This is a genomic window from Mycobacterium sp. SMC-4 (assembly GCF_050205565.1).
Classification (GTDB): domain Bacteria; phylum Actinomycetota; class Actinomycetes; order Mycobacteriales; family Mycobacteriaceae; genus Mycobacterium.
This window is the reverse complement of record NZ_JBNMQU010000002.1, coordinates 259,557-278,354: the sequence shown is the minus strand read 5'-3', so window position 1 is coordinate 278,354 and position 18,798 is coordinate 259,557. Positions and strand designations below refer to the sequence as shown.

At 68.7% G+C, this 18,798-nt stretch carries 20 protein-coding genes; 14 read left to right on the top strand and 6 right to left on the bottom strand.

All coding sequences use genetic code 11. The features are described 5' to 3' along the window. Window positions 1-48 precede the first annotated feature (48 nt). The 5 genes from ACQI46_RS06080 (at window position 49) to ACQI46_RS06060 (ending at window position 3,495) form a co-directional block, all read left to right on the top strand. Entirely contained in the window at window positions 49-438 is a 390-nt protein-coding gene (locus ACQI46_RS06080) for a polyketide cyclase / dehydrase and lipid transport (protein WP_427093068.1), read from the top strand. A gap of 83 nt (window positions 439-521) precedes the next feature. Next, on the top strand, window positions 522-959 hold the full coding sequence (locus ACQI46_RS06075; RefSeq protein ID WP_427093067.1) for an SRPBCC family protein: 438 nt from the start codon (window positions 522-524) through the stop codon (window positions 957-959). Next, window positions 952-2,229, top strand: coding sequence for an ArsA family ATPase (locus ACQI46_RS06070; protein ID WP_427093200.1), 1,278 nt, complete (start codon window positions 952-954; stop codon window positions 2,227-2,229). The genes ACQI46_RS06075 and ACQI46_RS06070 overlap by 8 nt, the downstream gene beginning before the upstream one ends. Continuing rightward, window positions 2,226-2,648, top strand: coding sequence for a hypothetical protein (locus ACQI46_RS06065; RefSeq protein ID WP_427093066.1), 423 nt, complete (start codon window positions 2,226-2,228; stop codon window positions 2,646-2,648). The genes ACQI46_RS06070 and ACQI46_RS06065 overlap by 4 nt, the downstream gene beginning before the upstream one ends. 121 nt (window positions 2,649-2,769) lie before the next feature. Continuing rightward, a complete protein-coding gene (locus ACQI46_RS06060; protein ID WP_427093065.1) occupies window positions 2,770-3,495 on the top strand; it encodes a lysophospholipid acyltransferase family protein in 726 nt (241 codons plus the stop codon). Between the two features lie 16 nt (window positions 3,496-3,511). On the opposite strand, the gene ACQI46_RS06055 is transcribed toward ACQI46_RS06060, so the two are convergent. Next, on the bottom strand, window positions 3,512-4,789 hold the full coding sequence (locus ACQI46_RS06055; protein WP_427093064.1) for a glycosyltransferase 87 family protein: 1,278 nt from the start codon (window positions 4,787-4,789) through the stop codon (window positions 3,512-3,514). A gap of 120 nt (window positions 4,790-4,909) precedes the next feature. On the opposite strand from ACQI46_RS06055, the gene ACQI46_RS06050 reads away from it, so the two are divergent. From ACQI46_RS06050 to ACQI46_RS06040, 3 genes are read left to right on the top strand one after another with little or no spacing between them, the layout of a single operon-like run. Next, window positions 4,910-5,764, top strand: a complete 855-nt coding sequence (locus tag ACQI46_RS06050) for a hypothetical protein (RefSeq protein ID WP_427093199.1) — start codon at window positions 4,910-4,912, stop codon at window positions 5,762-5,764. Window positions 5,765-5,767: 3 nt separating this feature from the next. Further along, window positions 5,768-6,268 (top strand): polyadenylate-specific 3'-exoribonuclease AS, encoded by a 501-nt coding sequence (locus ACQI46_RS06045; RefSeq protein ID WP_427093063.1) that lies wholly within the window; start codon window positions 5,768-5,770, stop codon window positions 6,266-6,268. Window positions 6,269-6,288: 20 nt separating this feature from the next. After that, the gene (locus ACQI46_RS06040; protein ID WP_427093062.1) at window positions 6,289-7,683 is read left to right on the top strand and encodes a class II 3-deoxy-7-phosphoheptulonate synthase; all 1,395 of its coding nucleotides are present in this window, start codon (window positions 6,289-6,291) and stop codon (window positions 7,681-7,683) included. A 23-nt stretch (window positions 7,684-7,706) separates the two neighbouring features. Here ACQI46_RS06040 and ACQI46_RS06035 read toward each other — a convergent pair whose 3' ends face one another. Beyond that, window positions 7,707-8,912, bottom strand: a complete 1,206-nt coding sequence (locus ACQI46_RS06035; RefSeq protein ID WP_427093198.1) for a protein kinase domain-containing protein — start codon at window positions 8,910-8,912, stop codon at window positions 7,707-7,709. 86 nt (window positions 8,913-8,998) lie between these two features. Here ACQI46_RS06035 and ACQI46_RS06030 point away from each other — a divergent pair, with 86 nt between their 5' ends. Further along, entirely contained in the window at window positions 8,999-9,403 is a 405-nt protein-coding gene (locus ACQI46_RS06030; RefSeq protein ID WP_427093061.1) for an Rv2175c family DNA-binding protein, read from the top strand. Window positions 9,404-9,444: 41 nt separating this feature from the next. Here ACQI46_RS06030 and ACQI46_RS06025 read toward each other — a convergent pair whose 3' ends face one another. From ACQI46_RS06025 to ACQI46_RS06010, 4 genes are all read right to left on the bottom strand, one after another. Next, window positions 9,445-10,962 (bottom strand): alpha-(1->6)-mannopyranosyltransferase A, encoded by a 1,518-nt coding sequence (locus tag ACQI46_RS06025; protein ID WP_427093060.1) that lies wholly within the window; start codon window positions 10,960-10,962, stop codon window positions 9,445-9,447. Window positions 10,963-10,964: 2 nt separating this feature from the next. Beyond that, complete coding sequence (gene idsA2 / locus ACQI46_RS06020; RefSeq protein WP_427093059.1) at window positions 10,965-12,044, bottom strand: bifunctional (2E,6E)-farnesyl/geranyl diphosphate synthase; 1,080 nt, start codon at window positions 12,042-12,044, stop codon at window positions 10,965-10,967. An 84-nt stretch (window positions 12,045-12,128) separates the two neighbouring features. Next, window positions 12,129-12,824, bottom strand: coding sequence for an LppM family (lipo)protein (locus ACQI46_RS06015; protein WP_427093058.1), 696 nt, complete (start codon window positions 12,822-12,824; stop codon window positions 12,129-12,131). A 51-nt stretch (window positions 12,825-12,875) separates the two neighbouring features. Further along, window positions 12,876-13,454 carry a GNAT family N-acetyltransferase gene (locus tag ACQI46_RS06010; protein ID WP_427093057.1) on the bottom strand — a complete coding sequence of 193 codons (579 nt, stop codon included), beginning with the start codon at window positions 13,452-13,454 and terminating at the stop codon, window positions 12,876-12,878. Between the two features lie 212 nt (window positions 13,455-13,666). On the opposite strand from ACQI46_RS06010, the gene ACQI46_RS06005 reads away from it, so the two are divergent. The 5 genes from ACQI46_RS06005 (at window position 13,667) to ACQI46_RS05985 (ending at window position 18,783) form a co-directional block, all read left to right on the top strand. After that, window positions 13,667-14,071 carry a DUF3040 domain-containing protein gene (locus tag ACQI46_RS06005; RefSeq protein ID WP_427093056.1) on the top strand — a complete coding sequence of 135 codons (405 nt, stop codon included), beginning with the start codon at window positions 13,667-13,669 and terminating at the stop codon, window positions 14,069-14,071. A 300-nt stretch (window positions 14,072-14,371) separates the two neighbouring features. After that, entirely contained in the window at window positions 14,372-14,806 is a 435-nt protein-coding gene (locus ACQI46_RS06000; RefSeq protein ID WP_427093055.1) for a division/cell wall cluster transcriptional repressor MraZ, read from the top strand. Next, window positions 14,781-15,908, top strand: a complete 1,128-nt coding sequence (gene rsmH, locus ACQI46_RS05995; protein WP_427093054.1) for a 16S rRNA (cytosine(1402)-N(4))-methyltransferase RsmH — start codon at window positions 14,781-14,783, stop codon at window positions 15,906-15,908. The genes ACQI46_RS06000 and rsmH overlap by 26 nt, the downstream gene beginning before the upstream one ends. After that, window positions 15,905-16,870, top strand: a complete 966-nt coding sequence (locus ACQI46_RS05990; RefSeq protein WP_427093053.1) for a hypothetical protein — start codon at window positions 15,905-15,907, stop codon at window positions 16,868-16,870. The genes rsmH and ACQI46_RS05990 overlap by 4 nt, the downstream gene beginning before the upstream one ends. Further along, the gene (locus ACQI46_RS05985; RefSeq protein WP_427093052.1) at window positions 16,867-18,783 is read left to right on the top strand and encodes a peptidoglycan D,D-transpeptidase FtsI family protein; all 1,917 of its coding nucleotides are present in this window, start codon (window positions 16,867-16,869) and stop codon (window positions 18,781-18,783) included. Before ACQI46_RS05990 ends, ACQI46_RS05985 begins: the two co-directional genes overlap by 4 nt. Window positions 18,784-18,798 lie beyond the last annotated feature (15 nt).

Genomic DNA, 18,798 nt, shown 5'->3' with positions numbered 1-18,798 from the left:
GTCGCCCGCCCCGAGGCTCAGACGCCGCATATGTGAAGCTTGTCAGCCATGAACAGCATCCAGATCGCCGACGAGACATTCGTCGAGGCGGACCCGGTGGCTGTGGGCGCGGCGGTGGCCGATCAGGCGAGCTGGCGGCGCTGGTGGCCCGACTTGCGACTGACTGTGGTCGAGGACCGTGGAGAGCTCGGGCACCGCTGGAAGGTGACGGGTGCGCTGACCGGGACCATGGAGGTCTGGCTGGAGAAGGTGCTCGACGGCGTGGTGTTGCACTACTTCCTGCACGCCGAGCCGTCCGGTGTCGCGGCCTGGCAGCTGGCCAAGATGAACCTGGCGAAGATGAACCACCGACGTCGCGTCGCAGGCAAGGACATGGCCTTCGAGATCAAGCGCACCCTCGAGGCCGGCCGGCCCGTCGGTGTTTCCCGATTGGCCTGACGACGCTGACCTCGTGGCGGCGGGTGGGAGAGTAGATTTCTGGCCAGCGGCCAGACCGAGCGGACAGACCGGGGACAGCTGAAGTGGCGGACAAGACGGCGCAGACGATCTACATCGATGCCGACCCTGCGACGGTGATGGACGTCATCGCCGACATCGGGTCCTATCCGGACTGGGTCGCCGAGTACAAGGAAACTGAGGTACTGGAAGCCGACGACGAGGGTTACCCGAAGGTGGCCCGACTGGTTCTCGACGCGGCGGTGCTCAAAGACACGATGGTGCTGGCCTACGAGTGGCCGCGGGACCGGCAGTCGGTCACCTGGTCGCTGGTGTCGAGCACCCTGCTCAAAGCGCTCGACGGCGCGTATCGGCTCACGCCGAAAGGCAACGGCACCGAGGTCACCTACGAACTGGCGGTGGATCTCGTCATCCCGATGATCGGGCTGCTCAAACGCAAGGCCGAGCGCCGGCTCACGGACACGGCACTGAAGGACCTGAAGAAACGAGTCGAGGCTGACTGAGCGCGAAGACACCGCCGCGCCGGGCGGGGGAGCCCGGATCAGCCTGTTCGTCGGCAAGGGCGGGGTAGGGAAATCGACACTGGCCACCGCGACGGCGGTGCGCTCGGCTGGTGCGGGCATGCGGGTTCTGCTGGTGTCCACCGATCAGGCGCACTCGATCGGTGACGTGCTGGGCGTGCCGATCACACCCACCGGGGACCGCGCGCCCACCCGGGTGCTCACCGATCTCGACACCGCCGACGCAGGCGGCGGTGCGCTCGACGCGCTGGCTCTGGACACTCTCGCGTTGCTGGCGCGGCAGTGGCGAGACAACGCCGCCGTGCTGTCCCGGCGGTTCCCCGACTCCGACATCGATGACCTTGCGCCGGAAGAACTTTCGGCTCTACCGGGTGTGCAGGAAGTGCTCGGGCTGCACGCGGTGGGCGAACTCGCCGAGTCCGGGGCCTGGGACCTGGTGGTCGTCGACTGCGCGTCGACGGCAGACGCGATGCGGATGCTCACGCTGCCGGCCACATTCGCGTTGTACCTCGAGCGCGCCTGGCCGCGACATCGGCGACTGTCCAGCGCCGACGATCCCCGCACCGCGGCGGTGGTGGGACTGCTCGAACGCATCGCCGCCGGTGCCGAACACCTCGGAACCTTGCTCACCGACGCGTCGCGGGTCGGCGCGCACCTGGTGATGACCGCCGAACGCGTGGTGGCGGCCGAGGCGACCCGCACCTTGGGTTCGCTGGCGTTGATGGGTGTATCGGTGGCCGAGCTGATCGTGAATCAGGTTCTGGTACAAGATGATTCGTTCGAGTACAGCAACCTGCCCGCGCATCCGGCCTTCGACTGGTATTCCGAGCGGATCGCCGAGCAGCGGGTGGTACTCGCTGACCTCGACCGGGTGATCGGCGACGTGGGCCTGGTCATGGTGCCGCACGTCGCCGGCGAACCGATCGGGACCAAGGCGCTGGGCGAGCTGCTCGACGCCGCCCGGCGACGGGACGGTTCGCCGCCGCCCGGTCCGCTGCGCCCCGTGGTCGACCGCGAATCCGGCAGCGGGCTGGACGCGGTGTACCGGTTGCGGGTGCAGCTGCCTCAAGTGGATTCGAAGGCGCTGAGGTTGGGTAGGGTCGGTGATGACCTGATCATCGGGGTCGGCGGCATGCGGCGCCGAGTTCGACTGGCATCGGTGCTGCGGCGCTGCATCGTCTGTGATGCGGCTCTTCGCGGCAGCGAACTGACCGTGCGTTTCCGACCGAATCCGGAGGTGTGGCCGGCGTGAGTGACGCTGACTCCCAGGCCGGAGGCGCGCGGCGGCATCCCGAGATCCCGCCGGAGCTGCGCCAGCTGGCGCAGACGATCCTGGAGCGGCTGGACCCGGCGATCCGGCTGGCCGCGGCCGGGATGCAGATGGGCCAGGACAGTCCCGGCAGGTGCCAGCAGGTGTGGTGCCCGGTGTGCGCGCTGGCCGCCCTGGTCTCCGGTGAACAACACCCGCTGCTCAACATCGTCGCCGAGCACAGCGTCGCGCTGCTGACACTGGTCAAAGCGTTGGTGGACAACGACGACGGGCCCGGTCCGCCGCAGCCGCCCGAGGGCGGGCCGCCAGGGAGTCCGGCGCCGCCGCACACCGAGGGCTCGGGCGAACCGGGCGCTGCGCCGGGGCGTTACCAGCACATCCCGGTCACCGTCGAAGAGTGACACAGTGTGGTCGCAGGCACAGGCGGTGAGTAAAGTTGGCGCAGAGCACCGCGGTCGCAACGGCGGCACCGCGGTCGGGCAAACGAGTCCGCGTCGTGAGGTCGGGTGATCCGGAGGTTCCATGTGGTACTGGCTGTTCAAGTTCATCTTCATGGGACCTCTACTGAGGTTGCTTGGTCGACCGAAAATTGAAGGGCTGGAACACTTCCCGCAGTCCGGCGCAGCCATCCTGGCCAGTAACCACCTTGCGGTGGCCGACAGTTTCTACCTGCCGCTGGTGGTGAATCGGCGGATCACGTTCCTGGCGAAGGCGGAGTACTTCACCGGGACCGGCCTCAAGGGCTGGTTCACCCGCTGGTTCTACACCGTCGCCGGTCAGGTGCCGATCGACCGCACCGACGCCGACAGTGCGCAGGCCGCGCTGACCACGGCCCAGCGCATCCTGGACGAGGGCAAACTGCTCGGGATGTACCCCGAAGGCACCCGGTCCCCGGACGGGCGGCTGTACAAGGGCAAGACAGGACTGGCCCGGCTCGCCCTGGAGACCCAGGTGCCGGTGATCCCGGTCGCGATGATCGGCACCGACGTCGTCAACCCGCCCGGCACCAAGATGTGGCGGTTCGGACGGGTCACGGTCAAGTTCGGTGCGCCGATGGACTTCAGCCGCTTCGAAGGGCTGGCCGGCAACCGCTTCATCGAGCGGGCGGTGATCGACGAGGTGATGTACGAGTTGATGCGCCTGTCCGGCCAGGAGTACGTGGACCTCTACGCAGCGGACATCAAAGAGGGAAAAGTACCGGCGGCCCTCAAGCCGCCGACCCGGCTTCCTGAATCCGCGGCCGGTTAGGCTCCCGGATCGGCTTTCAGCGCACCGCGGACATCGGTGTGTCGCTCGGTGATTCGGCCGGTTGGCCGACCGCCCGCGCCGACACCGTCGCCGCCACGGCGATCACCGCGAGTGCCCACCACAGATACGACGCCCCCACCAGCTGACGCCACAGAGTGGCGGTGGTTTCACGGTGCTCGGGCAGCAGCGTGATCGGCGACCAGATCATCAGGCCCAGTCCGACGGCGGACACGACACCGAGTGCGGCGTGGCGCAGCCGCAGTGCCAACACGGCCGTGACCAGTACCACCGGAAGCGACCACACCCAGTGGTGTGACCACGACACCGGCGAGACCACCAGACCGAACATCGCCACGCAGATCAGCGCCAGCACGGGCTGCCCGGCGCGCAGGGCGCGTCGTGCCGCCCAGACCGCCAGGGCCAGGACCGCGAAGCAGGCAACGACCCACAGCGCGAAACGGGGACCCTCGGCCAGCCCGAGCCGCGCCAGTGCGCCGGCGATGTTCTGGTTGGTGTTCAACGTGGCCGTGCCGATTCGGTCGGTGTTGCGCACCGTCTCGGTCCAGTACTCCCACGAGTCCCGCCACGCAAACGCGAACCCGGCCAGTGTCGCCACCACCGCTGAAATGGCGGTGACCACCAGCGCGCGGGTGTCGCGGCGCAACAGGAAGTAGAGCAGGAAGACGGCGGGGGTCAGCTTCAGCGCGATCGCCAGGCCCAGCAGCAGGCCACGCGGCCACAGGGTCCTGCGGGGCACGCAGTCGGCGATCACCAGCGTCATCAGCACCACGTTGATCTGGCCGAAGTCGAAGTTGGCCCGGATCGGTTCGCACAGCAGCACCGCGGGTGCGACGATGGCCGCGGCCAGCCAGATCCGGCGCAACCAGGCCGGCTCGCCGGTGACGGTCGTCGTCGGCCAGACATCCAGCCGCGTCAGCAGGATCACCGTCGACACCAGCAGTAACACCAGCGTGGTGACGGTGATCGCCACGCTGGCCGCCTCGAGCGACAGGATCGCGAAGGGGGAGAAGGCGACCGCCGCCAGCGGCGGATAGGTGAACGGCAGATCGATGCCGCCGCGGGTGTGGAAGATCGCCCCGTCGGCGTAGAGCGCGCGATTGTCGAGCCAGGCCTGGCCGCCCATGCGGTAGACGTCGATGTCGATGCGGTAGGGGACCCGGCCCAGCAGACGCCACGCTGCCCACGCCAGTGCCGCAGCCGTCACCACCTGGAACAGCCGCCAGGCGAGCTTAGGCCCCCAACCCGTCCCGCCGGACGACTGCAACGTACTCATGTCGCGCACCAGACTATCCGGGTGTCCCGGCGCGCCGACGCGTATCCCGGCCCCGACACGCGCAGGTCGGCGTAAGTTTTCCGCGTGCATCCCGCGCTGACGGCCGCTTCAGGCCTGCCGATGGGCATTCCGTACTCGCGCCTTCCGTTGGTGTGCTGCCTGGTCGCGTTCATCGTGACGTTCTTCGTCACCCGCACGATCGTGCGGTACATCCGCAGCCACGCCGACAGCGACGCACCCCGCAGATGGTGGCAGCCACGCAACATCTCCGGCGGTTCCGGTCTGCACATCCACCACGTCGTGATCGGTGTGATTCTGGTCATGGTCTCCGGGGTGACGATGGTGACGCTCGCGGTCGACGGGGGTGTACCCGAGTTCACGGTTGCTTCAATCTTTTTCGGTATCGGCGCGGCGCTGGTACTCGACGAGTTCGCGTTGATCCTGCACCTGTCCGACGTCTATTGGGCCCAGGACGGACGCACCTCGGTCGACGCGGTGTTCGTGGCCGTGGCCGTGGCAGGCCTGCTGATCATGGGCTTCAACCCGCTGTCGTTCGTGGATGTGGGGATGTGGCAGCAGGACCATTCGTGGGAGGTGCGCACCGGCGTGGTGGTGGGCGCGGTGGTGACGCTGCTGCTGGCGGTCATCGTGTTGCTCAAGGGCAAGGTGTGGACCGGGCTGCTGGGAATGTTCATCACCCCGCTGCTGCTCATCGGCGCGATCCGGTTGTCGCGGCCGCATGCGCCGTGGGCGCGCTGGCGCTACACCCGACGGCCCGGCAAGATGCACCGGTCGTTGGAACGGGAGCGGCGGCAACGCCGGCCGGTGGTGCGGGCCAAACTGTGGATGCAGGATGCGATCGCCGGGATGCCGAAGTTTCCCGACGACGCTCTGGTCGACCAACAGCTCGACCGGGAGATCCACGCCGCGCCCGCCCCGGGCGGCCGCCAGCCCGTCGCACAGGAAGCCGGATAGGTTTTGCGTTATTTCTACGACACGGAGTTCATCGACGACGGTCGCACCATCGAGTTGATCTCGATTGGTGTCGCCGCCGAGGACGGCCGCGAGTATTACGCCATCTCAACGGAATTCAACCCGGATCGGGCGGGGCGTTGGGTGCGTAGGCATGTGTTGCCGAAGCTGCCGTCCCCGGCGTCGCCGCTGTGGCGGTCGCGTCGTCAGATCCGGTCCGAGCTCGAGGACTTCTTCGGCGTCGACGGCGACGAGCCGATCGAGCTGTGGGCGTGGGTCGGTGCCTACGACCACGTGGTGCTGTGTCAGCTGTGGGGGCCGATGACCGACCTGCCGCCGGCGATCCCGCGGTTCACCCGGGAGTTGCGGCAGTTCTGGGAGGACCGCGGCTCTCCGCGGATGCCGCCCCGGCCCCGTGACTCGCACGACGCGCTCGTCGACGCCAAGCACAATCTGCTGCGGTATCAGCTGATCACCGGCCGCGGCGGTCCCGACGTGCGGTTTTGACCCGCAGTTACCATTGACGGGTGAACTGGACCGTCGACGTACCCATCGATCAGCTGCCTGCGCTTCCGCCGCTGCCCGAGGACCTGCGCCAGCGGCTGGACGCTGCGCTGGCCAAACCCGCCGTGCAGCAGCCGAGCTGGGACGCCGGTCAGGCTGCCGCCATGCGGACGGTCCTGGAGAGTGTGCCGCCGGTGACGGTGCCCACGGAGATCGAGCGGCTCAAGGCGCATTTGGCGGCGGTCGCGCGCGGTGAGGCGTTCCTGCTGCAGGGCGGCGACTGCGCCGAGACGTTCGTCGACAACACCGAACCCCACATCCGCGCCAATATCCGCACGTTGCTGCAGATGGCGGTGGTGCTGACCTACGGCGCCAGCATGCCCGTGGTGAAGGTGGCCCGCATCGCCGGGCAGTACGCCAAGCCGCGGTCCAGCGATGTCGACGCGCTGGGCCTGAAGTCCTACCGCGGCGACATGGTCAACGGTTTCGCCCCGGACGCGACCGTGCGCGAGCACGACCCGTCCCGGCTGGTGCGCGCCTACGCCAACGCCAGCGCAGCGATGAACCTGGTCCGCGCGCTGACATCGTCGGGCATGGCGTCGCTGCACCAGGTGCACGACTGGAACCGCGAGTTCGTGCGCACGTCGCCGGCCGGAGCGCGCTACGAAGCGCTGGCCGGCGAGATCGACCGGGCGCTGCACTTCATGAGCGCCTGCGGCGTCGATGACCACAACCTCGAGACCGCCGAGATCTACGCCAGCCATGAGGCGCTGGTGCTCGACTACGAGCGCGCCATGCTGCGCCTGGACAACGGGGAAGGCCCGCAGCCCGACCCGAAGCTCTACGACCTGTCGGCGCACTGCCTGTGGATCGGCGAGCGCACCCGTCAGCTCGACGGCGCCCACATCGCGTTCGCCGAGGTGGTCGCGAACCCGATCGGGGTGAAGATCGGTCCCACCACGTCCCCGGAGTTGGCGGTCGAGTACGTCGAGCGGCTCGATCCGCACAACGTGCCCGGACGTCTGACGCTGGTCAGCCGGATGGGCAACCACAAGGTGCGCGACGTGCTGCCGCCCATCATCGAGAAGGTGCAGGCGTCGGGGCACCAGGTGATCTGGCAGTGCGACCCGATGCACGGCAACACCCACGAGTCCTCGACCGGCTACAAGACCCGCCACTTCGACCGCATCGTCGACGAGGTGCAGGGCTTCTTCGAGGTGCACCACGCGTTGGGCACCCATCCCGGTGGTATCCACGTCGAGATCACCGGGGAGAACGTCACCGAGTGTCTCGGTGGCGCCCAGGACATCTCGGACACGGACCTGGCCGGCCGCTACGAGACCGCCTGTGATCCGCGGTTGAACACGCAGCAGTCGTTGGAGTTGGCGTTCTTGGTCGCGGAGATGCTCCGCGGTTAGGCAGGGGCGGAGATGCTCCGCGGTCAGAGCAGGTTGGGCAGGTTGGTGCCGAGCGTCCATGCTCCGGCGGCGGCCAGCCCGGTCAGCGTGATCACCGCGATCACCCAGAACAGCAGCACGCGTTTGGCGCGTTGCCTGGCCCAGTAGAACTCGCTCAGTTCGATGCCGGCGAATTGCCCTGTCAGCGGCTGGTATTCGGGTTCGTCGTCGTAGTCGTCATAGTCGTCCTGCGGCGGGAGTTCGTCGCGGCTGAACACCCGGGTCTGGCGATTCACCGGCGGCGCGGGATCGGCGGCGTCGAGGTCGGTGACTGTGGTGTCGCTGCGGTGTAATGCCGAGTTGCGTGGTGCGGGCACCCGGAACGCCGGCAGCGCGAGTTCACGCGCGATCACCTCGAGCTGGTCGGCCATCTCGGCGGCGTCGCTGAACCGGTGCTCGGGGTCGCGGGCGGTGGCGCAGGCCACGATGTCGTCGAATTGCCTTGGGACACCGTTGATCACAGTGCTCGGCGGGGCCACGTCCTGTTCGAGACGCTGGTAGGCCACTGCCAGCGGGGTGTCTCCGGTGAACGGAGTGCGCCCGGTCAGGAGCTCGAAGACCAGCACGCCGACGGCGTAGACGTCGCCGCGCGCGTCGGTTTCACCGGTGGCGACCTGTTCGGGCGCCAGATAGGCCGCGGTGCCGAGAATGACGCTGGTGGAAGTGATCTTGGCTTCGGCGACCGCGCGGACCAACCCGAAGTCGGCGAGTTTGACGTCACCGCCGTCGCTGATCAACACGTTCTCGGGTTTGATGTCACGGTGCACCAGCCCGGCGTGATGTGCCTCGGCCAGACCACCCAGCAGCGGCCGCAGCACAGCGGCCACCGCGTGTGGCGGCATGGGGCCGCGTTCACGCAGAAGCTCACGCAGCGTGCCGCCCTCCACGAGCTCCATCACCAGAAACGGGTGACGCCCGTCGACGCCCTGGTCGTACACCGCGACGAGGCCGGGATGCTTGAGCCGGGCGACGGCGCGGGCCTCGCGTTGGAATCGGGTGAGGAAGTGGTCATCGCCGGCGTAGCGGGAGTCCATGATCTTCAGCGCCACCGGACGGTCGAGACGCAGGTCCAGCCCCCGGTAGACCCCCGACATGCCGCCGGTGGCGATCAACCCGTCGACCCGGTACCGACCGTCGAGAACCACCCCCGTCAGGGCATCGGCGGTCCGGTAGGTCTCCACCGCACATATGGTACGAGCCGGCATCGCGGCGGCCCGGCCCGTGGGCAGGGTCAAGGATGCGGCGCTTGACCCTGCGGGGTTCTAGACTTTGTGCGATGAGCAGCATTCCGACTGCCGACGACGTGCTCGAGCCGGACGAGGCCGTCTATCAGCTTCCCGAAGTGGCCCGGATGCTGGGCATCCCGCAGTCGAAGGTGCTCCAGCACCTACGCGAGGGCCACCTGGTGGCGGTGCGGCGCGGCAAGGAAATCGTGATCCCGCAGATCTTCTTCGACGACACCGGGCATCTCGTCAAGAGCTTGAGCGGTCTGCTCGTGGTGTTGCGTGACGGCGGCTACCGCGAGACCGAGATCGTGCGCTGGCTGTTCACCCCCGATCCGTCGCTGACGATCCGCCGCGACGGGTCCACCGGGGAGGTGGACAACGCGCGGCCGGTCGACGCGCTGCACTCGCACCAGGCCCGTGAGGTGATCCGCCGCGCGCAGGCGATGGCGTACTGACGGCTCGCCGTCGTGGCTTATTGACGGCTCGCCGTCGTGCCTTACTGACGGCTCGCCGTCGTGGTCCGCGCCAGCGAATACCACGCCACCCCAGCACAACCCAGCGCCAACAGCACGTGCATCCAGGAGTACATGCCGTGCGCACCGTCGGGCCGCCAGATCACCATGATCCAGGTCGAGAACCCGGCGATGAGCGCGATCGAGCGCCGAGACTGCGCCAACGCGGCCATCACGGCCAGCAGCCAGGTGTAGTACCAGGGCAGGGCGGCCGGGACGAACAGTACGACGACCGCCATCAGCAGCGCGGTGCCCATCAACGCGTCGCGATCGGTATGGCGGTATCGCCACCACAGCAGCGGCGCCGACACCGCGATGATCGCGATACCGATGATCCGGTTGATCTCGAGCACCGCATAGAAGTTCACGGGGAACAGCAGTCCGCCCACGGCGTTGATCAGGTTCGCGGTCGCCGTCGGGACGGTCAGCCAGTTGATGATCTTCACCGACCCGGCCAGCGCCGTCAGCCACCCCAGGCCCACACCCGCGGCCAGCGAGATCACGCCGAACACCGCGACGAAGATCAACAGAGACGCCCCGGTGGCCGTGGCGAACGCCCGCACCGGTGTGTAGCTGCGGCGCTCCCGCAATCCGCGCGCCCACACCCACACCATGAACGGAAGGGCCAGGCCGGCCGTGGCTTTGACCGCGACGGCGACGCCGATCAGCGCGACGCCGACGGCGTAGCGGCCGCGGAAGGTCAGCGCGATACCGGCCATCATCAGCCCGACCATCAGCATCTCGTTGTGGACGCCGCCCATCAGGTGGATGATCACCAGCGGGTTGAGCACGCAGATCCACAGGGCGATCGCGCCGTCGGCGCCGACGTGGCGCGCGATTCGCGGCGCCGCCCAGATCAACAACGCCAATCCGGGCAGCATGCACAGCCGCAGGAGCATGGTGCCGGCGACCACGTCGTCACCGACGATCATCGTGACGAACTTGGCCACCAGGATGAAGGCCGGACCGTACGGGGCGGTGGTCGTCGTCCAGATCGGGCTGACGTCGTCCAGCAACGGGTTCGGGTTCTCGATCGGCCCGACGACGTACGGGTCGAAACCATCGCGCAGCAGCGCGCCCTGCGCCAGGTACGAATAGGTGTCACGACTGAACACCGGGACGCTGAACAGCAGCGGCGTCAACCAGAAGCCGGTGGTGGCCAGCATCGTGTACCCACTGGCGGTGCGCTCGATGACCCGGCGGCCCAACCACAGCCACGCGAACAACATCAGGGCAATCCCGCCCCACAAGAGCAGCGAGGACAGCACCAGGCCGTGCCCGAACCGCAGCCACGACAAGTGCATGGACTCCAGCAGCGGGTCGTGCAGTCGGGTGCTGCCCGAGCCGACCCCGCCGGCGGTGATCATGGCCGCACCGAGCGCGCCCACCAGGGCGGGTCGGCCCGCAGGGGAGAGTGCGAACGCGTGCAGTCGCCGGAACTGCCCGGAAACCCGTTCCGACAGACTGTCTTTGGGAGCCTGCGCAGGCGCTGGGGTTGTCATGCCTATGCCGACCGGTTGGCGGCCAATCTGGCAAGGTCGGTCAGACCGACGCGGGCCTGCGCGTCGATCGATACGGAATCGAGGATGTCGATGGCCTTGCGGGTCAAGCGTTCGATCCGGTGCTCGACGGCGGCCAGCGCCCCGACCGACTCGATGGCCGCCCGCACCTGGACCACCTGCGGCTCGGTCAGCGGCGTACCGATGGACGTGCGCAACAGCTCGGCCGCCGACGAGTCGTTCTTCTCGGCCAGTTCGACAGCCTCGGCCAGCAGCACCGTGCGCTTCCCGGAACGCAGGTCGTCGCCGGACGGCTTGCCGGTCACCTCGGGGTCGCCGAACACGCCCAGCACGTCGTCGCGCAACTGGAACGCGATGCCGAGGCTGGTGCCCAGTTCGTGGAAGGCCTCGAGGACATCGGGTCGGTCGGCCGCGGCGGCCGCGCCCAGTTGCAGTGGCCGCGTGATCGTGTACGACGCCGTCTTGTAGATGTTCACCGTCAATGCCGACGCGACGGTCTCGGTGCCGCTGGCCTCGGCGACGATGTCCAGATACTGGCCGCCGAGCACCTCGGTGCGGATGGCCGCCCAGATCCGCTGCACGCGGGCGTGCGCGTCGGTGCCGGAGACCGCGGTGGCGACGATGTCGTCGGCCCACACCAACGACAGGTCGCCGAGCAGGATCGCCGCCGACAGCCCGAACTGCTCAGCGGAACCGTGCCAGTTCCGGTCGCGGTGCCGTTCGGCGAAGATCCGGTGCACGGTCGGCAGCCCGCGGCGCGTCGCAGACGCGTCGATCACGTCGTCGTGGACCAGCGCGCAGGCGTGCAGCATCTCCAGCGCCGAGAACAACCGCAGCACGTCGGGTCCGGGTTCGGCCCCGGCGACCGCGCGGTAGCCCCAATAGGCGAATGCCGGGCGCAGTCGTTTGCCGCCGCGCAGCACGAACTCTTCGAGCGCCTCGGTCAGCACCGCGTAATCGGTACCGATGTAGGCGGCGTCGCGGCGCCGCTCACGTAGGTAGACCCTCAGCTCTTCGGTGACGGCCGCAGCCAGTTCGACGGCCGATGGTGCCGCTGCATCCACGCTCAGCGGGCGCCCCTTTCTGTGTCGTCAACTCGCCCCGGCAATTGCCCTCAGCGTAGATGCTGCGCTGGCGGGGAAGGCAAGTCAGGCCCCGTGCGTCGCGTCCTGCGGGTCGCCGGGACGGGGTGAACGGTCGCGGCTGGTGTAGGCCAGCGCGCCGATGACGCCCGCGACCAGAAGCGAGGCCACGCCCAGCCAGATCGCGGCGGTGGTGAACGAGCGGGCGCTGGGATCGGTGTAGCGGGCCTGCGCATTCATGTTGCTGACGATGCCGGGGCGAAGTTTCCACTCGACGATCTCGGAGGAGATCTGATCCCCGTTGGTCGAGGTGACCTCGCCGGGGAACGCAACCGACAGTGACACGTCGGCCTCGGGATCGTTGAGGGTGGTCAGGTCGGCCCGGCCCTCGAGGATCACCAGGTCCCCGGCGCGGCGCAGCGAGATGTCCACCCCCGCGGCGTCCCGGCTCATCGCGGCGAGCTGCGGGAGCTCGGCGAAGGTGAGGTCGGAGAACACCGCCTGCGATCCGACGTAGTCGTCGCGGTTGTACTCCGACACCGCGACCTTCTGGGCGAACGGCAGGTTGTTGAGGAGCTGGGGCCCCTTGTCGTTGTCGTCGCGCGGTTTGGCCGCGGCGACGATCTGCCCGGACACACGGTCGTCCGGCGACACTGTGAGCGAGGCGCGCACCCGGACGCAACCGATGAGGGTCGGCGCCACCAGCAACAGCAGGAGCAGCAATGTCAGGACGCGCTTGAAGGTCCGGTGACGGATCGGCACCCGGTCATCGTGCCAGATGAGACCGGGAGCGCCGGGTTGGTGGGGAGAACTTCAGAGCGGCAGTGCGCGGCCCAGGATGGCGAAGGCGCGCGGGTCGCCGGCGAAATGGTAGTCCCGGATGACGTCGGTGAATCCCAGACGGCGGTACAGCCGCCAGGCGCGGTTGGCCTCGCCGTTGACCTCGGGGGTGGACAACAGGACATGGCGTTCGTTGCGGTCGGACAGGAGGCGACGGATCAGTGCCTCGCCCAGGCCGCGGCCCTGGAAGCTGGGGTGGATGTGCAGCTCGGTCAGCTCGAAATAGCTGCTCATCAGCTCGGAGACGCGTTCGGCGTCCGCCCCGCTGCGACGCAGCCCGGCGTTGACCTGCTGCTGCCACCACTGGTCCGGGGCGCCGCAGTAGCCGTAGGCGACGCCGAGCATCGGCGCGTCGCTCAGATCAGCCGGCTCGGGCGCCTCGAACGCGGCGACTGCCTTCCATCCCTGGCGGCGGGTGTGCTCGAGCCACATCGAGGCGCGCTGTTCCTCGGTGCCGCGGGGATAGCGCATGGCGTCGACGTAGATCGACAGGGCGTCGCTGAGCCGGCGCTGCATATCGCCGGGCGACAGGTCGATCAGTTGCGTCGCCAAGTGTCAGCCCTTCCCAGCGGTGATCGGTGGTCACCCCCATTATCGGCTTGCCTCGCGTGGCGGCTTGCAGGTGCGGTACCCGTCATACAATCGGGCGGTGAACTAGGTGGTACGGCGCAGATCGACCTCGTATCATTAGTGTTAAGTGCCCGTATCCGCGGGCATCCGGTGATCTGACTACTGCCACACCCCACGGCGAGAGGGAGGGACGAATGCCACTCTCCGATCATGAGCAGCGCATGCTCGACCAGATCGAGAGCGCGCTCTATGCCGAGGACCCCAAGTTCGCGTCCAGCGTCCGCGGCGGAACCCTGCGTGCTCCTTCGACGCGTCGTCGGCTGCAGGGTGCGGCTCTCTTCGTTCTCGGGCTCGCGATGCTCATCGCGGGTGTGGCGGTCAAGGCGACCATGATCGGTAGTTTCCCGATCCTGTCGGTACTGGGCTTCATCGTGATGTTCGGCGGTGTGGTGTTCGCGATCACCGGGCCCCGCGTGGCCGGCGGCCGTGACCGCGTGCCCGATGACTTGACGGCGGCGCGCCAGAAGCGCGCCAAGGGTCCCGGTGGCTCGTTCACCAGCCGGATGGAGGATCGCTTCCGCCGGCGTTTCGACGACTAGCGGTATTCGCGACAGGGGCAGCCCGCCAGGGCTGCCCCTTCTTTTTTGCCCCACCACGCCCCACTCGGGTGCCGAAATGTCAGAACGTGGCCCTGACCTGCGGGTTTTGCGCGCCTTTCGCCAGTGACCCACCCCCGATCGCCGGGCTGCCGTCGGACGTGCCGCCTGCAAAGTGGCAGGTGGTGGAAACGCGCGGCGGGATTCGGGGAAAAGTGGGGGATTGTGGGGTAAAGTGGCGGACAACGGAGCGACCGGGGCTTCGTGAAGGGCAAGGCTTGAGAAGGTCTGCGAGGTGACGAGATGTTCTTCGGCACCTACACGCCCAAGCTCGACGACAAGGGGCGACTGACGTTGCCCGCCAAGTTCCGCGACGCACTGGCAGGAGGGTTGATGGTCACCAAGAGCCAAGATCACAGCCTGGCTGTCTATCCGCGGGCCGAGTTCGAGGCGATGATCGCCGAGATCAACGGACGCGCCAAGCGTGGCAACCCGCAGGCCCGCGCCTACCTGCGCAACCTCGCGGCCAGCACCGATGAGCAGTACCCGGACGCTCAGGGGCGCATCACGCTGTCGTCGGAACACCGCCGCTACGCGAACTTGAGCAAGGACTGCGTCGTCACCGGGTCCATCGAGTTCCTCGAGATCTGGGACGCCGAAGCATGGCGCAACTACCAGGAGCTACACGAAGAGAACTTCTCCGCGGCCAGCGATGAAGCACTCGGCGACATCTTTTGATCTGCCCACTGGCCGGCAGGCCCGTGCAGTGCGGCCTCTGCCCGAACCGGCCCTGACGTACTTCCCCGACGTCAGGTTCGCGCTCTCGGACAGGGACCTCACTGCAGGGGCCGCCCCTGACCCCCACGGTGCTGCGATGGTCGAACACGAGCCCCACATCCCGGTGTTGCTCGACCGGTGCGTCGAGCTGCTGGCTCCGGCGCTCACGCGGCAGAACCCCGACGGAACCGGCGCCACGCTCGTCGACGCCACACTGGGCGCCGGCGGTCACGCGGAACGCTTCCTGACCCAGTTCCCCGGTCTGTCCTTGATCGGCCTGGACCGCGACCCGGATGCGCTGAGCATCGCCGGCCGACGTCTCGAGCCGTTCGCAGACCGAATCACCCTGGTGCACACGCGATACGACGGCATCACCGAGGCTCTGGCGGGCCGCGGGGTCGATGCCATCCTCTTCGACCTCGGTGTGTCGTCGATGCAGCTCGACCGTGCCGAGCGCGGCTTCTCCTATTCGATCGACGCGCCGCTCGACATGCGGATGAACCCGCAGTCGGACCTGACGGCCGCCGAGATCCTGAACACCTACGCCGAGAAGGACATCGCCCGAATCCTGCGGGAGTTCGGTGAGGAGCGGTTCGCGGGCCGCATCGCGTCACACATCGTGCGACGACGGGCCACCGCCCCGCTGAGCACCACTGCCGAACTGGTCGAACTGCTCTACGCCGCGATCCCGGCGCCCGCCCGCCGGACCGGCGGCCATCCGGCCAAGCGCACCTTCCAGGCGTTGCGGATCGCCGTCAACGCCGAACTGGAGTCCCTGCGCGCGGCCATCCCCGCGGCCCTCGACGCCCTGCGTCCCGGCGGCCGCCTCGCCGTCATGGCCTATCAGTCGCTGGAGGACCGGATCGTCAAGACCGAGTTCGCCGAGGCGACCGCGTCACGCACCCCGCCCGGGCTGCCCGTCGAATTACCGGGCCACCAACCACGTTTCGTCGCCCTCACCCGGGGCGCCGAACGTGCCGACGACGACGAGATCAACCGAAACCCGAGAAGCGCTCCGGTCCGGCTGCGCGCGGTCGAGAAAGTGATGGGGGAGTCACGATGAAATCGAAGAAGCCGGTTCGCTCCACCCGCACCGGGTCGGCCCGCACCCGTCAGCCGGCCGACACCGAGCGCAAAAAGAGCCGGCGCAGCCCGCGCGAGCCGAAACGCACACCGCCCGAGGCGCGCAACCGCAAGACCGTCCCCGACACCCGGCCCAACCGGTCGGCGCCGCGGACCACACCGACGCCCCGACCGGCCGAGGTGCCGGCCCGGCCCAAGAGTGCCAGCCAGGCCAAGGCGCGCGCGAAGGCGCGCAAGGCCAAGGCGCCCAAGGTCGTGCGGCCGCCGCTGCGCGAACGCATCCTCGTCCGGCTGGCGTCGATCGACCTGAACCCGCGGCGCCTCGTCGCCCGGGTGCCGTTCGTGGTGCTGATCATCTCCGCGCTCGGTCTCGGCCTCGGTGTGACGCTGTGGTTGTCCACCGACGCCGCGGAGCGCTCGTACCGACTCGGTAACGCGCGTGAACTCAACGAGGCGCTGATGCAGCAGAAGGAAGCCCTCGAACGCGATGTGCTCGAGGCGCAGGCCGCTCCGGCTCTGGCCGAGGCCGCCCGCGAACTCGGCATGATCCCGTCTCGCGACACCGCGCGGCTGGTGCAGGATCCCGCGGGCAACTGGGTCGTCGTCGGCACCCCGAAGCCGGCCGAAGGAGTTCCACCGCCGCCGCTGAACGCGCCGCTGCCCGAGCCGGTCCCGCCGGCACCGCCTGCGCCGCGCGTCGTCGAACCGCGTGAGGTGCCGGTGCGCCTGCCGTCGGCCGAACTGCAGACCGGTGTCGGGCTGCCACCGGTTCCGCTGGCCGTTCCCGGCGTCGAGGTGCCGCATGCGGTGACGGGAATGCTGCCCGGGCCCGGCCCGGCCGAGCACCTGGCACCGGCACCGCAGGCGGTGCCCGCCCCGCCGGCAGTGCCCGCACCGCCGGTGGCGCCGCCCGCCCCGGTGATCCCAGGGGCGCCGGCGTGACCCGCCAGCCGAAGCGCTCGGGGAAAAGCGCAGCCCCGAACCAGGAACGGTCCGCGCGGGCCCGGCGTACCCGTCAGCCCGCGCAGCAGACCGGTCTGCGCAGCGCATCGTTCGTGTTCCGGCACCGCGCCGGCAACGCCGCGATCTTCCTGCTGCTGGTGATCGCCGCAGCGCAGCTGTTCTCGCTGCAGGTGCCCCGCGCCGAAGGCCTGCGCGCGCAGGCCGCCGGCCAGCTCAAGGTCACCGACATCGACCCCGCGGTACGCGGCGCCATCGTCGACCGCAACCACGACAAGCTGGCCTTCACGATCGAGGCGCGCGCGCTGACCTTCCAGCCCGTACGGGTGCGCAAAGAACTCGACGAAGCCGTCAAGAAGGCCGAGGAGACCGGTGCCTCGGCGCCCGACCCGGACGACCGGCTCACCGAGATCGCCGAAGAGGTCTCCTCCCGGCTGGGCGGCAAACCCGACAGCGCCACGGTGCTCAAGAAACTGCGCAGCGACGAGACGTTCGTCTACCTCGCCCGCGCGGTCGACCCCGCGATCGCCGACGCCATCCGGTCGAAGTTCCCCGAGGTCGGCTCCGAGCGCCAGGACCTGCGCCAGTATCCCGGCGGGTCGTTGGCCGCCAACATCATCGGCGGCATCGACTGGGACGGGCACGGTCTGCTCGGCCTGGAGGACTCGCTCGACTCCGTTCTGGCCGGCACCGACGGCTCGATCACCTACGACCGCGGTTCCGACGGCGTGGTGATCCCGGGCAGCTACCGCAACCGCCACGACGCGGTCAACGGCAAGTCGGTGATGCTCACCATCGACGACGACATCCAGTTCTACGTCCAACAGCAGGTGCAGTTGGCCAAGGACGCATCGGGCGCCAAGAACGTCTCGGCGGTCGTACTCGACGCCAAGAGCGGCGAGGTGCTCGCGATGTCCAACGACAACACCTTCAACCCGGCCCAGGACCTGAGCCGTCAGGAGCACCGGCAGCTCGGCAACCCGTCGGTGTCCTCACCGTTCGAGCCGGGCTCGGTCAACAAGATCGTCACCGCCGCCACGGCCATCGAGATGGGTCTGACCAAGCCCGACGAGGTGCTGCAGGTGCCGGGGTCGATCAACATGGGTGGCGTCACCGTCGGCGACGCGTGGGAACACGGCGTGACGCCCTACACCACCACCGGAATCTTCGGGAAGTCGTCCAACGTCGGTACGCTGATGCTGGCCCAGCGCGTCGGTCCGGAGCGGTTCGCCGAGATGCTACGCAAGTTCGGGCTCGGTCAGCGCACCGGCGTCGGACTGCCCGGCGAGAGCGCCGGCCTGGTGCCGCCGATCGACCAGTGGTCGGGCTCGAGCTTCGCGAACCTGCCCATCGGCCAAGGACTTTCGATGACGCTGCTGCAGATGGCGGGGATGTACCAGGCCATCGCCAACGACGGCGTGCGGATCCCGCCGCGCATCGTGAAGGCCACCCTCGAGGCGGACGGCACCCGCACCGACGAACCGCGGCCCGACGGTGTGCGGGTGGTGTCGGCCGAGACCGCCCGCACCGTGCGTGATATGTTCCGCTCGGTGGTGCAGCGCGACCCGCGCGGCATCCAGCAGGGCACGGGCCCGCAGGCCGCGGTCGAGGGCTACCAGATCGCCGGCAAGACCGGCACCGCGCAGCAGATCAACCCGGCCTGCGGCTGCTATTACAGCGACGTCTACTGGATCACCTTCGCCGGTATGGCGCCCTCCGACGACCCGCGCTACGTCGTCGGCGTGATGATGGACGCCCCGCACCGTGCCGCCGACGGCTCGCCGGGCTCCTCGGCCGCACCGCTGTTCCACAACATCGCCTCCTGGCTGCTGCAGCGCGACAATGTGCCGCTCTCGGCGGATCCGGGTGCGCCGCTGATACTTCAGGCCGACTGACGCGCCACAGAGCGG

Coding starts and splice junctions, on each gene's coding strand:
- ACQI46_RS06080 (WP_427093068.1), top strand. CDS start 49: ATGAACAGCATCCAGATCGCCGACGAGACATTCGTCGAGGCGGACCCG.
- ACQI46_RS06060 (WP_427093065.1), top strand. CDS start 2,770: ATGTGGTACTGGCTGTTCAAGTTCATCTTCATGGGACCTCTACTGAGG.
- ACQI46_RS06055 (WP_427093064.1), bottom strand. CDS start 4,789: ATGAGTACGTTGCAGTCGTCCGGCGGGACGGGTTGGGGGCCTAAGCTC.
- ACQI46_RS06050 (WP_427093199.1), top strand. CDS start 4,910: ATGGGCATTCCGTACTCGCGCCTTCCGTTGGTGTGCTGCCTGGTCGCG.
- ACQI46_RS06030 (WP_427093061.1), top strand. CDS start 8,999: ATGAGCAGCATTCCGACTGCCGACGACGTGCTCGAGCCGGACGAGGCC.
- ACQI46_RS06025 (WP_427093060.1), bottom strand. CDS start 10,962: ATGACAACCCCAGCGCCTGCGCAGGCTCCCAAAGACAGTCTGTCGGAA.
- ACQI46_RS06005 (WP_427093056.1), top strand. CDS start 13,667: ATGCCACTCTCCGATCATGAGCAGCGCATGCTCGACCAGATCGAGAGC.
- ACQI46_RS06000 (WP_427093055.1), top strand. CDS start 14,372: ATGTTCTTCGGCACCTACACGCCCAAGCTCGACGACAAGGGGCGACTG.
- rsmH (WP_427093054.1), top strand. CDS start 14,781: ATGAAGCACTCGGCGACATCTTTTGATCTGCCCACTGGCCGGCAGGCC.
- ACQI46_RS05990 (WP_427093053.1), top strand. CDS start 15,905: ATGAAATCGAAGAAGCCGGTTCGCTCCACCCGCACCGGGTCGGCCCGC.